The sequence below is a fragment of the Rhodanobacter sp. Soil_C_14 genome (assembly GCF_057657335.1).
Genome location: NZ_JBDGIQ010000006.1, coordinates 115985 through 129115 on the forward strand (window position 1 = coordinate 115985; position 13131 = coordinate 129115).

The 13131-nt window shown below is 67.4% G+C and carries 7 protein-coding genes; 3 read left to right on the plus strand and 4 right to left on the minus strand.

The window, feature by feature from the left end; genetic code table 11:
• Window positions 1–7 precede the first annotated feature (7 nt).
• From AC3A56_RS14705 to acs, 3 genes are all read right to left on the minus strand, one after another.
• On the minus strand, window positions 8–4711 hold the full coding sequence (locus AC3A56_RS14705) for a glutamate synthase-related protein (protein ID WP_487770824.1): 4704 nt from the start codon (window positions 4709–4711) through the stop codon (window positions 8–10).
• A 148-nt stretch (window positions 4712–4859) separates the two neighbouring features.
• Entirely contained in the window at window positions 4860–5531 is a 672-nt protein-coding gene (locus AC3A56_RS14710; RefSeq protein WP_487770825.1) for a response regulator, read from the minus strand.
• Window positions 5532–5627: 96 nt separating this feature from the next.
• Entirely contained in the window at window positions 5628–7568 is a 1941-nt protein-coding gene (gene acs / locus AC3A56_RS14715) for an acetate--CoA ligase (protein WP_487770826.1), read from the minus strand.
• 216 nt (window positions 7569–7784) lie between these two features.
• On the opposite strand from acs, the gene AC3A56_RS14720 reads away from it, so the two are divergent.
• Together AC3A56_RS14720 and AC3A56_RS14725 are read left to right on the plus strand one after the other, a co-directional pair.
• The gene (locus tag AC3A56_RS14720; protein ID WP_487770827.1) at window positions 7785–9158 is read left to right on the plus strand and encodes a porin family protein; all 1374 of its coding nucleotides are present in this window, start codon (window positions 7785–7787) and stop codon (window positions 9156–9158) included.
• Between the two features lie 154 nt (window positions 9159–9312).
• Window positions 9313–10968, plus strand: coding sequence for an MFS transporter (locus tag AC3A56_RS14725; RefSeq protein ID WP_487770828.1), 1656 nt, complete (start codon window positions 9313–9315; stop codon window positions 10966–10968).
• A gap of 65 nt (window positions 10969–11033) precedes the next feature.
• Here the strand turns inward: AC3A56_RS14725 and AC3A56_RS14730 are convergent, their stop codons facing one another.
• A complete protein-coding gene (locus tag AC3A56_RS14730) occupies window positions 11034–11294 on the minus strand; it encodes a GlsB/YeaQ/YmgE family stress response membrane protein (protein ID WP_007809790.1) in 261 nt (86 codons plus the stop codon).
• A 156-nt stretch (window positions 11295–11450) separates the two neighbouring features.
• On the opposite strand from AC3A56_RS14730, the gene AC3A56_RS14735 reads away from it, so the two are divergent.
• Window positions 11451–13127: an AMP-binding protein gene (locus AC3A56_RS14735; protein ID WP_487770829.1), complete on the plus strand. Its 1677-nt coding sequence runs from the start codon at window positions 11451–11453 to the stop codon at window positions 13125–13127.
• Window positions 13128–13131: the final 4 nt, after the last annotated feature.

The following is a 13131-nucleotide window of genomic DNA, read 5'->3' on the forward strand; positions in this document are numbered from 1 at the left end:
CCTGGTCTCAGGCCGTGGCCTTCGCGGTGGATGCCGTTGCGGGCGCGGCGTTCGCATCGCCCAGTGCGCGCCGGTATTCGTGTGGCATCACCTTGACGAAGCGCGCGCGGGCGCTTTGCCAGTCGTGCAGGATGTCCTTGGCGCGGAAGCTGCCGGTGTGGCGGAAATGCGCCTCGATCAACTGGCGCAAGATCGCCTCGTCGGTGGCGCGCGGCGCACCGCGCGAAACGGCATGCCATTGATGCGGCGGCACGCGGACCTCCTGCTCCACGCCGGCAAGCACCGGCTCCAGCGCCACCATGGCGAGGTTGCACTTGCGCTCGAACGCGCCGCGCGGGTCGTACACGTAGGCCACGCCGCCGGACATTCCCGCGGCGAAGTTGCGCCCGGTATCGCCCAGCACCACCACGGTGCCGCCGGTCATGTACTCGCAGCCGTGGTCGCCGACGCCTTCGACCACCGCGCTGGCGCCGGAATTGCGCACGGCGAAGCGTTCGCCGGCGACGCCGTTGAAATGCGCCTCGCCCTCGGTGGCGCCGTACAGCACGGTGTTGCCCGCGATGATGTGCTCCGGGCCGAAGCCGTGGAAGTCGTTCGGCGAGCGCACGATGATGCGGCCGCCGGACAGGCCCTTGCCCACGTAGTCGTTGCCTTCGCCGACCAGGTCGAGGGTGATGCCGCGGGCCAGGAACGCGCCGAAACTCTGCCCGGCGACGCCGGACAACTGCACGTGGATGGTGTCGTCGGGCAGGCCGGCGTGGCCGTAGCGCCGCGCCACTTCGCCGGACAGCATGGTGCCCACGGTGCGGTTCACGTTGCGCACGCCGAGCATGAAGCTGGTCTTCTCGCCCTGTTCCAGCGCGGCGCGGGCCTTCTCGATCAGCACGTGGTCGAGAGCCTTGCCGCCCTTCTCCAGGCCGTGGTCCTGCGATTCCACGTGGCGGCGGGCGACCTCGGCGGGCACCTCGGGGCGATGGAACACCCGCGAGAAATCCAGCCCGCGCGCCTTCCAGTGCGCGATGCCCTGGCGCACGTCGAGCAGGTCGGCGCGGCCGACCAGGTCGTCGAAGCGGCGGACGCCCAGCTGGGCCATGATCCGGCGCGCTTCCTCGGCGACGAAGAAGAAGAAATTCACCACGTGTTCCGGCTTGCCGGCAAACTTTCGGCGCAGCACCGGGTCCTGCGTGGCCACGCCGACCGGGCAGGTGTTGAGGTGGCATTTGCGCATCATGATGCAGCCTTCCACCACCAGTGGCGCGGTGGCGAAGCCGAACTCGTCGGCGCCCAGCAACGCACCGATCACCACGTCGCGGCCGGTCTTCATCTGGCCGTCCGCCTGCACCCGGATGCGTCCGCGCAACCGGTTCAGCACCAGGGTCTGCTGGGTCTCGGCCAGGCCCAATTCCCAGGGCGTGCCGGCGTGCCTGATCGACGACCATGGCGAGGCGCCGGTGCCGCCGTCGTGACCGGCGATCACCACGTGGTCGGCCTTGGACTTGGCCACGCCCGCGGCGACCGTGCCCACGCCGATCTCGGACACCAGCTTCACCGAGATCGAGGCCTGCGGATTGCAGTTCTTCAGGTCGTGGATCAGTTGGGCCAGATCCTCGATCGAATAGATGTCGTGGTGCGGCGGCGGCGAGATCAGGCCCACGCCGGGCACCGAAAAGCGCAGCCGCGCGATGTATTCGGACACCTTGTGGCCGGGTAGCTGGCCGCCCTCGCCGGGCTTGGCGCCCTGCGATACCTTGATCTGGATCTGGTCGGCCGAGACCAGGTACGCCGCGGTGACGCCGAAGCGGCCCGAGGCCACCTGCTTGATCCGCGAGCGCAGCGAATCGCCGGCTTCCAGCGCGATGTCGCTTTCGATGTGCTGCGCGCCGATCACGCTGGCCAGGGTGTCGCCGGACTGGATCGCGATGCCGCGCAATTCGTCGCGGTAGCGCGCCTCGTCCTCGCCGCCTTCGCCGGTGTTGGACTTGCCGCCGATCCGGTTCATCGCCACCGCCAGCGTGGCGTGCGCCTCGGTGGAGATCGAGCCCAGCGACATCGCGCCGGTGGCGAAGCGCTTGACGATTTCCTGCGCCGGTTCCACTTCCTCGATCGGAATGGCAGTCGCGGCGTCGAACCGGAATTCGAACAGCCCCCGCAGCGTCATGTGACGGCGCGTCTGGTCGTTGATCAGCTGGGCGTATTCCTTGTACGTGCCCGCGTTGTTGGCGCGCGTCGCGTGCTGCAGCTTGGCGATCGAGTCCGGCGTCCACATGTGTTCGTCGCCGCGCGTGCGCCAGGCGTACTCGCCGCCCACGTCGAGCGCGTCGGCCAGCAGCGGGTCGTCGCCCCAGGCCGCCCGGTGCTGGCGCAAGGCCTCCTCGGCCACCTCGAACAGGCCGATGCCCTCGATGTTCGAGGTGGTGCCGGTGAAGTAGCCATCGACCAGCTCGCGGCTGAGACCCACCGCCTCGAAGATCTGCGCGCCGGTGTAGGACATGTAGGTCGAGATGCCCATCTTGGACATCACCTTCTGCAAGCCCTTGTCGATCGCCTTGATGTAGTTGTGGATCGCCTTGTCGGCGCTGATCCCGCCCGGGCTGGCGGCGAACTGCTGCGCCAGCACCTCCATCGCCAGGTAGGGGTGGATCGCCTCGGCGCCGTAGCCGGCGAGCAGGGCGAAGTGATGCACCTCGCGCGCCGAGCCGGTCTCCACCACCAGGCCGGTGCTGGTGCGCAGGCCGCGGTTGACCAGGTGCAAATGGACGGCCGAGGTGGCCAGGAGGGCCGGGATCGCCACGCGCTCGCGGTCGGCGTGGCGGTCGGACACCACCAGGATGTTGTGGCCCTGGCCGATCGCATCCACCGCCTGCGCGCACAGCGAGGCCAGGCGCGCCTCGATGCCTTGCTTGCCCCACGCGGCGGGGTAGGTGATGTCCAGTTCGAAGCTGCGGAACTTGCCCTTGGAGTAGCGGCCGATCTTGCGGATCTTCGCCATCTCGGCGAAATCCAGCACCGGCTGCTGCACTTCCAGTCGCAGCGGCGGGTTGATGTTGTTGATGTCCAGCAGGTTCGGCTTGGGCCCGATGAAGGACACCAGCGACATCACCAGCTGTTCGCGGATCGGGTCGATCGAGGGGTTGGTGACCTGGGCGAACAACTGGCGGAAATAGCTGTACAGCGACTTGTCGCGATCGGACAGCACCGCCAGCGGTGCGTCGTTGCCCATCGCGCCGATCGCTTCCTGGCCGTCCAGCGCCATCGGCAGCAGCTGGAATTTCAGGTCTTCCTGGGTGTAGCCGAACGCCTGCTGGCGATCGAGCAGGTCGTCGCCCAGGCGCGCCTCGGCGCGGGGCTCGGGCAACGCGTCCAGCTTGATCCGGATGTGCTCGATCCACTGCTTGTACGGCTTGGCGTTGGCGAGCTGGTCCTTCAGTTCCTGGTCGTCGATGATCCGCCCGGCTTCCATGTCGATCAGCAGCATCTTGCCCGGCTGCAGCCGCCACTTCTTCACGATGCGCGACTCGGCCACCGGCAGCACGCCGGCCTCGGAGGCCAGGATCACCAGGTCGTCGTCGGTGATCAGGTAGCGCGCCGGGCGCAGGCCGTTGCGATCCAGCGTGGCGCCGACCTGGCGGCCGTCGGTGAAGGTGATCGCGGCCGGGCCATCCCACGGCTCCATCATCGCGGCGTGGTACTCGTAGAACGCGCGATGGTTGTCGTCCATCAGGGTGTGCCGTTCCCACGCCTCGGGAATCATCATCATCATCGCGTGCGACAGCGGGTAGCCGGCCATCGTCAGCAGTTCGAGGCAGTTGTCGAACGAGGCGGTGTCGGACTGGCCGGGGTAGATCAGCGGCCACAGCTTGGCCAGGTCGTCGCCGAGCACCGCCGAGGAGATCGCGCCGGTGCGCGCGTTGATCCAGTTGACGTTGCCCTTGACCGTGTTGATCTCGCCGTTGTGCGCGATCATCCGGTACGGATGGGCCAGCTCCCACGCCGGGAAGGTGTTGGTGGAGAAGCGCTGGTGCACCATCGCCAGCGCCGACACCGTGCGCGGGTCGGCCAGGTCGAGGTAATACTGGCCGACCTGGTCGGCCAGCAGCAGGCCCTTGTAGACCACGGTGCGGGTGGACATCGACGGCACGAAGTATTCCTTGCCGTACTTCAGGCCCAGCGCGCGGATCGCGTGGCTGGAGGTCTTGCGGATCACGTACAGCTTGCGCTCCAGCGCGTCGGGCACCATCACGTCCGGGCCGCGGCCGATGAAGATCTGCCGGATCACCGGCTCGCGTCCGCGCACGGTGGGCGACATCGGCATCGTGGCGTCCACCCGCACGTCGCGCCAGCCCAGCACCTGCTGGCCCTCGGCTCGCACCGCGCGTTCGAGTTCCTGCTGGCAGGCCAGTCGCGACGCCTGCTCGCGCGGCAGGAACACCATGCCCACGCCGTACTCGCCCGGTGGCGGCAGCACGACGTTATGGACGGCCATTTCCTCGCGATAGAACTGGTCGGGAATCTGGATCAGGATGCCGGCGCCATCGCCCATCAGCGCATCGGCGCCGACCGCGCCGCGATGATCGAGATTGCGCAGGATCAGCAGGCCCTGCTCGATGATTGCGTGGCTTTTGCGGCCCTTGATATGGGCGACAAAGCCCACGCCGCAGGCGTCGTGTTCGTTGCGCGGGTCGTACAGACCCTGGGCCTGCGGCTGATCCATTGACTCCCCTCCACGGGCATGGCTGCCTTTCGACTATAGTGCGATGCAGCAAAAGCGCAAGGGGTTTTTCGCAATTGGACGTCTATAGGGATGGACGGCCATTCACCACGACGTATCGACCAACGGGCGGCGGCTGTCCGCGGCCCGCTCAGTCTTCCTCGGGCGGCAGCACCGGCATCGCTTCCTGGTCCACCGCCAGCTGGCTGGCGGCCAGCGCGACCTGGGTGCGGTTGCTGACCCCGAGCTTGCGCATGATCGCGGTCATGTGGGCCTTCACGGTGGCCTCGGAGACGCCGAGCTCCCAGGCGATCTGCTTGTTCAGCAGGCCCTCGGCGATCATCGTCATCACCCGGAACTGCTGCGGAGTCAGCGTGGCGATCTGGGCTGCGGCGGCGGCTTCGTCGGGTCGCAGTTCGTCGGAACCGCCCAGCAGGGCGTGCGGCAGCCAGACATCGCCATCGAGCACGGCGCGGATCGCCGCCACGATGTCCTCGCCCGCGGTGGACTTGGGCACATAGGCCGACGCACCGTGGGCCAGCGCGCGCCGCGCCACCTGGGCCTCTTCATGGCCGGACACCACCATGATCGGCAGTCCCGGATACTGCCCGCGGATGTGCGCCAGCGCCGAATAGCCCCGCGCGCCGGGCATGTGCAGGTCGAGCAGCAGCAGCTCGGCGTCGGGGAATTGCTCGATCAGCCCGAGCAGCCCATGCACGCTGTCCGCACTGTGCACCCGCGCCTGCGGCACGGCCGCCAGCACCGCGCGCTGCAACGCGTCGCGGAACAGCGGATGGTCGTCGGCGATCAGGATGTCAGTCATAAGGCGAGTAGTGAGAGGTGAGGAGTGAGAAACGAGAGAGAACGTCGAGCTGGCCGGCCTTCTCTCACTTCTCGCTTCTCACCACTCACTCCTGCTTCACTTGATCAACCGCTCGTCGACCAGGTTCTTCACCACGCCCGGGTCGGCCAGCGTGGTGATGTCGCCGAGCTGGTCGGGCAGGTTCTCGCCGATCTTGCGCAGGATGCGACGCATGATCTTGCCCGAGCGGGTCTTCGGCAGGCCGGGCGCCCACTGCAGGTAGTCGGGCGTGGCGATCGGGCCGATCTCCTTGCGTACCCAGGCGATCAGCTCCTTGCGCAGTTCGTCGCTGCCGGTCTCGCCGGCGACCAGGGTGACGTAGGCGTAGATACCCTGGCCCTTGATCTCGTGCGGGCAACCGACCACGGCGGCTTCGGCCACCTTGGGGTGCGAGACCAGCGCGCTCTCCACCTCGGCGGTGCCCAGGCGATGGCCGGAGACGTTGATCACGTCGTCGACGCGGCCGGTGATCCAGTAGTAGCCGTCTTCGTCGCGGCGCGCGCCGTCGCCGGTGAAATAGTTGCCGGGATAGGCGCTGAAATAGGTTTCGATGAAGCGCTGGTGGTCGCCGTAGATGGTGCGCACCTGGCCGGGCCAGGAGTCGGTGATCAACAGGTTGCCTTCGGCCACGCCCTCTTTCACTTCGCCATCGGCGTTGACGATGGCCGGCTTGATGCCGAAGAACGGCAAGGTGGCGGAGCCCGGCTTGGTGGCGATCGCGCCGGGCAGCGGCGAGATCAGGATGCCGCCGGTCTCGGTCTGCCACCAGGTGTCGACGATCGGGCAGCGCTCGTCGCCGACCACGCGGTGGTACCACTCCCACGCTTCGGGATTGATCGGTTCGCCGACCGAGCCGAGCAGGCGCAAGGACGCGCGCGAGGTCTTTTTCACCGGCGCCTCGCCCTCGCGCATCAGCGCGCGGATCGCGGTGGGTGCGGTGTAGAACAGGGTGACCTGGTGCTTGTCGATCACCTGCCAGAAGCGGCTGAAGTCGGGGTAATTCGGCACGCCTTCGAACATCACCGTGGTGGCGCCGTTGCACAGCGGGCCGTACACCACGTAGCTGTGGCCGGTGACCCAGCCGACGTCGGCGGTGCACCAGTAGACGTCGTTCTCGCGCAGGTCGAACACCTGCTCGTGGGTGTAGCTGATGAATACCAGGTAGCCGCCGGTGCTGTGCTGCACGCCCTTCGGCTTGCCGGTGGAGCCGGAGGTGTACAGCACGAACAGCGGATGCTCGGCCTCGACCGGGGTGGCCGGGCAGTCGGCGCTCTGGCCTTCCATCAAGGTGTGCCAATAACGGTCACGCGGCGACTGCATGTGTACCGCGCTGCCGGTGTGGCGCACCACGATCACGGTTTCCACGCTGTTGGTGCCGGGGCGTTCGAGTGCGGCGTCCACGTTGACCTTGAGCGGAATGTGCTTGCCCGCGCGCAGGCCCTCGTCCGCGGTGATCACCACCTTGGCCTGCGAGTCCACGATGCGCCCGGCCAGCGAGTCGGGCGAGAAGCCGCCGAACACCACCGAGTGGATCGCGCCCAGCCGGGCACAGGCCAGCATCGCCACCGCGGCCTCGGGAATCATTGGCAGGTAGATCGCAATGCGGTCGCCCTTGACCACGCCAAGGTTCTTCAGCGTGTTGGCGAACTTGCACACTTCGGCGTGCAGCTCGCGGTAGGTGATCTTGCGCGAGTTGGCCGGATCGTCGCCCTCGAAGATGATTGCCACCTTGTCGCCGCGCTCGGCCAGGTGGCGGTCGAGGCAGTTCGCGCTGACGTTGAGCTCGCCGTCCTCGTACCAGCGGATGTGCAGATCCTTCGGATCGAACGACACATCCTTGATCTTCGTCGGCGGCTTGATCCAGTCCAGCCGCTGGCCGATGCGACCCCAGAAGCCCTCCGGGTCGCCGACCGACTCGGCATACAGCCTGGTGTAGTCGTCGTGGCGCAAACGCGCTGCGGCGGCAAACGACGGGTCGACCGGATAAAGCTTGGACATGGCTGGCTCCTGCTGGCGGCGTCACCAGTGGCGACGGGATTCGCGCGCCTGGCGTCAGCGCCCGGCGCAGCACGGACTTCGAGTGTAGCCCGATCAAGCCGGGGCCTGCGGCGCCGGGCGCGCTCGACTTTGGTCGAACTTCGACCAATGGCGAATAGTCGCGCGCGCTGCAGCATGGCCATGCTCGGCCTGTCATCGACCTGGGGAGACGCACGCATGACTACGCGACACACCAATCGCCGCAACGCGCTTGCCCTGAGCATGGCATGTGCGCTGATGCTTCCGCTCGCCGGCCACGCGCAAAGCGACACGCGCGAACAGCAACTCGAACAACGGGTGGCCCAGCTCGAACAACAGTTGAACGAACTCAAGGCGATGGTGCAGGCGCAGAAGGCCGCGCCTGCTCCCGCGCCCGCCCCGGTGCAGCAGGTCGCTGCCGCGCCGGCGACGCCGGTGTTCAGCAGCGCGCCCGGCGTGTCGGTGGCCCTGCATGGTTTCATCAGCGCCAGCGCCTTCAGCCAGAACAAGAGCTTTTCCTACGGCAACGGCCAGAACGCGCTGTATCCGACGCCGGGGTCGACCGGCTCGCTCAGTGGCGTCGACGTGCGCAACACGCGTTTCTGGCTCGACTTCAAGGGCGCCAAGTTCGCCGGCAACTGGAGCGGCGGCGGTCGCATCGAGATGGACTTCTTCGGCGGCTTCAACGGCACCGGTGCCTACAGCCAGCAGCAGCCGACGCCGCGCCTGCGCCAGGCCTACATGGACCTGACCAACCCCGAGAGTGGCACCACGGTGCGCATCGGCCAGCAATGGGACCTGATGTTCCCGATCGACAACTCGGCCACCTCGCTGGCGCATATCGCATTCCCGCTGGGCTATGGCTCGGGCGTGATCGGCTGGCGCTTCCCCGGGCTGGTGGTGATGCAGGACTTGAACCACGGCAGCACCGGTGCGCAGTGGCGGCTCGACGTGGGCGTGTTCGAGGGCAACTGGAGCGGCCCGGGCAACAACGTCAATTACCTGACCGCGGGCAGCGCCGGCTTCCGGCCGCAGCTCGAGGCGCGCCTGCACGTGCAGGACAAGAACTGGCTGGCCTACTTCGCGGCGCATTACAGCAAGGTCGACCTGCGCGGCGTGGGCGGCACCGCGCCGACGCCGGTGAAGTCCGAGGTCACCAGCGTGGGCTACGAGCTCGGCGGACAGTGGAAGCCCGGCCCGTGGACCTTCAAGGGCGCGGCGTACAGCGGCAAGGGCCTGGGCCAGATCTTCGGCGCGATGTCGCAGTTCGGCGACATCCAGGAAACCGGCGGCTATGCCCAGGCCGGTTACAGCTTCACGCCGAACTGGAGCCTGTACGCGTTCTACGCCTACAACAAGCCGGACCGGAACGACGTGGTCGACTGGATGGGCAACGGCGCCACCGGCCTGCTGCGCAATCGGCAGACCGCGTTGAGCCTGCAGTACGCGGCCGGTTCCTACGAGCTGGGCATGGAGTGGCTGCACGACAAGCTGGATTCGACCAGCAACGGCACCGACCACAAGACCACCAGCGGCAACCAGGTCAGCCTCAACGCGCTGTACCGCTTCTGATTTCACCGGCGATGCCTGGCATCGCCGCACAGCCTCCCGCCTTGCGGGGGGATGACGGGGTGCGGTCCGGGGCTTGCCGGGGGACCGCATCGGTCGACTTCTCTTCCACCCTGGCGGAGAGCGGCATCCCACTATCCTGAGAGGGGAAACATCCATGGCCACCACCGCGATCGACGGGCGCGCCGCGCTCGATGTCAGCCACAAGCGGGTCATCCTGGCGTCCAGCCTGGGTACCGTGTTCGAGTGGTACGACTTCTACCTGTACGGCTCGCTGGCCGTGATCATCGGCAAGCAGTTCTTCTCCGGGCTCAACGAGGCCAGCCAGCTGGTGTTCGCCCTGCTGGCGTTCGCCGCCGGCTTCGCCGTGCGCCCGTTCGGTGCGCTGGTGTTCGGCCGGGTCGGCGACCTGGTCGGGCGCAAATACACCTTCCTGATCACCATCGTGATCATGGGCCTGTCCACGTTCTTCGTGGGCCTGCTGCCCAGCTACGGCTCGATCGGCGTGGCGGCGCCGGTGATCCTGATCCTGCTGCGCATGCTGCAGGGCCTGGCGCTGGGCGGCGAGTACGGCGGCGCGGCCACCTACGTGGCCGAACATGCACCGCCGGGCAAGCGCGGCCTGTACACCAGCTTCATCCAGATCACCGCCACCTTCGGCCTGTTCCTGTCGCTGCTGGTGATCCTGGGCTGCAAATGGATGATGGGCGACAAGTTCGAGGACTGGGGCTGGCGCATCCCGTTCCTGATCTCCTCCCTGCTGCTGGCGGTGTCGGTGTACATCCGCCTGCAGCTGGCCGAGTCGCCGGTGTTCCAGCAGATGAAGGAAGAGGGCAAGACCTCGAAGGCGCCGCTGACCGAATCGTTCGCCCGCTGGGGCAACCTGAAGCTGGTGATCCTGGCCCTGCTGGGCGCCACCGCCGGCCAGGCCGTGGTGTGGTATTGCGGCCAGTTCTACGCGATGTATTTCCTCGGCAGCACGCTGAAGATCGATTCGACCACCACCCAGTTGCTGATCGCGGCCGCGCTGCTGATCGGCACGCCGTTCTTCGTGGTGTTCGGCTGGCTGTCGGACAAGATCGGCCGCAAGCCGGTGGTGCTCGCCGGCTGCCTGCTGGCCGCGCTGACCTACTTCCCGATCTTCAAGGCGATCACCCACTACGGCAATCCCGGCATCGAGGCGGCCCGCACCACGGCGCCGGTCACCGTGCATGCCGACCCGGCCAACTGCCACCTGCAGATCAACCTCACCGGCACCTCCACCTTCACCAGCTCCTGCGACATCGCCAAGAGCACGTTGGCCAAGCGCGGCGTGCCGTACGACAACCAGGCCGCCCCGGCGGGCGCGGTGGCAAAGGTCACGGTGGGCAGCGCCAGCATCGATGCGTTCGAGGGCAGCACGCTGGCCAAGGCCGACTTCGCGGCCCAGGGCAAGGCGTTCGCGGCCAGCCTCGGCGCGGCGCTGGACCAGGCCGGCTACCCGGCCAAGGCCGATCCGGCACGCAGCAATTACCCGATGCTGGTGTTCCTGCTGTTCCTGCTGGTGCTGTACGTGACCATGGTCTACGGCCCGATCGCGGCGTGGCTGGTGGAAATGTTCCCGACCAAGATCCGCTACACCTCGATGAGTCTGCCGTACCACATCGGCAACGGCTGGTTCGGCGGCTTCCTGCCCTCGGTGTCGTTCGGCATCGTGGCGCTCACCGGCAACATCTACGCGGGCCTGTGGTATCCGGTGGTGATCGCGCTGATGACCTTCGTGATCGGCATGCTGTTCGTGCGCGAAACCAAGGATGTCGACATCACCGCCTGAGCCATGCGGGCGCGGCACGAAGAACGCAGCGGCGGGAGCCGCTGCGTTCTTCGTTGCGAAGCGCGTCAGGCGCGCTTGATCAGTCCAATGATCACCAGCAGCACGATCGCACCGATCATCGCGTAGACGATGCTGGTGACGATCGGATTGCCCAGGCTGAAGCCGACACCGAGCGTCGGCAGCAGCCAGCCGGCCAGGAACGCGCCGATGATGCCGACCACGATGTTGCCAAGCAGGCCGAAGCCGAAACCGCGCACGATCAACCCGGCCAGCCAGCCGGCGATGGCACCTATCAACAAGAAGATGAGCAGGGCGGTAAGCGTCATCATGAACTCCTGGTTCGAGCGAAAGAGTCGACGGTGGCCGCATGCCGGGCCACGCCGCCGCAGCGTCTGCGCTCGCGTGTGCAGCGGTCGTGACGGCTGTGGGCCGGGGTATGCTGGCGCTCAGCATTCAGCGGTGACGCCACCGGGAACCAGCCGATGACCACAGCCACACCGAGTTACGTGCATGGCGCCAGCCTGCAGCCGCTGCTGGGCGAAACCGTCGGTGGCCTGCTCGATCGGGTGGCGGCGAAATACCCGCAGCGACCGGCGCTGGTCGCGCGCGCGCAGGACCTGCGCCTGGACTATCGGGCATTCCATGCCGAGGTGGAACGTGTCGCGGCGGGCCTGCTGGCGCTGGGCCTGGAGCGGGGCGAGCGCATCGGCATCTGGGCGCCGAACCGGGCCGAGTGGGTCGTGCTGCAGTTTGCCGCGCCGAAGGCCGGGCTGATCCTGGTCAACATCAATCCGGCGTACCGCGCGCACGAGCTGGAGTACTCGCTGAACAAGGTGGCCTGCCGCGCACTGGTGCTGCCGCGCCGCTTCAAGACCTCGCAATACCTGGCGATGCTCACCGAGCTGGCGCCGGAACTGGCGACGGCGGCACCGGGCCAGTTGCAGGCAGCCAGGTTGCCCGCGTTGCGCGAGGTGATCCTGCTGGACGAGCAGGACCAGCCCGGTACCCGCCGCTGGGCGCAGCTGGCCGCACTCGGCGACGAGGCGGCGCGTGCGCTGTTGCGCGTGCGCGAAGCGGCGCTCAACTTCGACGACGCGGTGAACATCCAGTTCACCTCCGGCACCACCGGCGCGCCCAAGGGCGCCACCCTGACCCACCACAACATCGTCAACAACGGCTGGTTCATCGGCGAGGCAATGCGCCTGACCGAGCAGGACCGGTTGTGCATCCCGGTGCCGTTCTATCACTGCTTCGGCATGGTGCTGGGCAACCTGGCCTGCGTCACCCATGGCGCCTGCATGGTGATCCCCGGCGAGGGCTTCGACGCGCTGACCACCTTGCAATGCGTGGCCGAGGAACGATGCACCGGCCTGCACGGCGTGCCCACCATGTTCATCGCCGAGCTGGAGCATCCGCGCTTTGGCGAATTCGACCTGAGCTCGCTGCGCACCGGCATCATGGCCGGCTCGCCCTGTCCCATCGAGGTGATGCGCCGGGTGGTCGGCGAGATGCACATGGCCGACGTCACCATCGCCTACGGCATGACCGAAACCAGCCCGGTGAGCTTCCAGACCGTGCCCGACGATCCGCTGGAACGCCGCGTCGACAGCGTGGGGCGAATCCATCCGCAGCTGGAAGTGAAACTGGTCGACGAGGCCGGCCAGGTGGTGCCGCGCGGCACCACCGGCGAGCTGTGCACGCGGGGCTATTCGGTGATGCTGGGTTACTGGGACGAGCCCGCGCGCACCGCCGAGGTGATCGACGAGGCGCGCTGGATGCATACCGGCGACCTGGCGGTGATCGACGCGGACGGCTATTGCAGCATCGTCGGCCGGCTCAAGGACATGATCATCCGGGGCGGCGAGAACGTGTACCCGCGCGAGATCGAGGAGTTCCTCTACGGCCATCCGAAGATCCGCGACGTGCAGGTGTTCGGCGTGCCCGACCCGAAATTCGGCGAGCAGGTGTGCGCGTGGATTATCCTGCGCGACGGCGTCAGCGCCAGCGTGGCGGAGATCCAGGACTACTGCCGCCATCACCTCGCCTATTACAAGGTGCCGCACTACGTGCGCTTCGTCGACACCTTCCCGATGACGGTGACCGGCAAGATCCAGAAATACCTGATGCGCGACGCGATGGCGGCCGAGCTGGGGCCCTGACCGG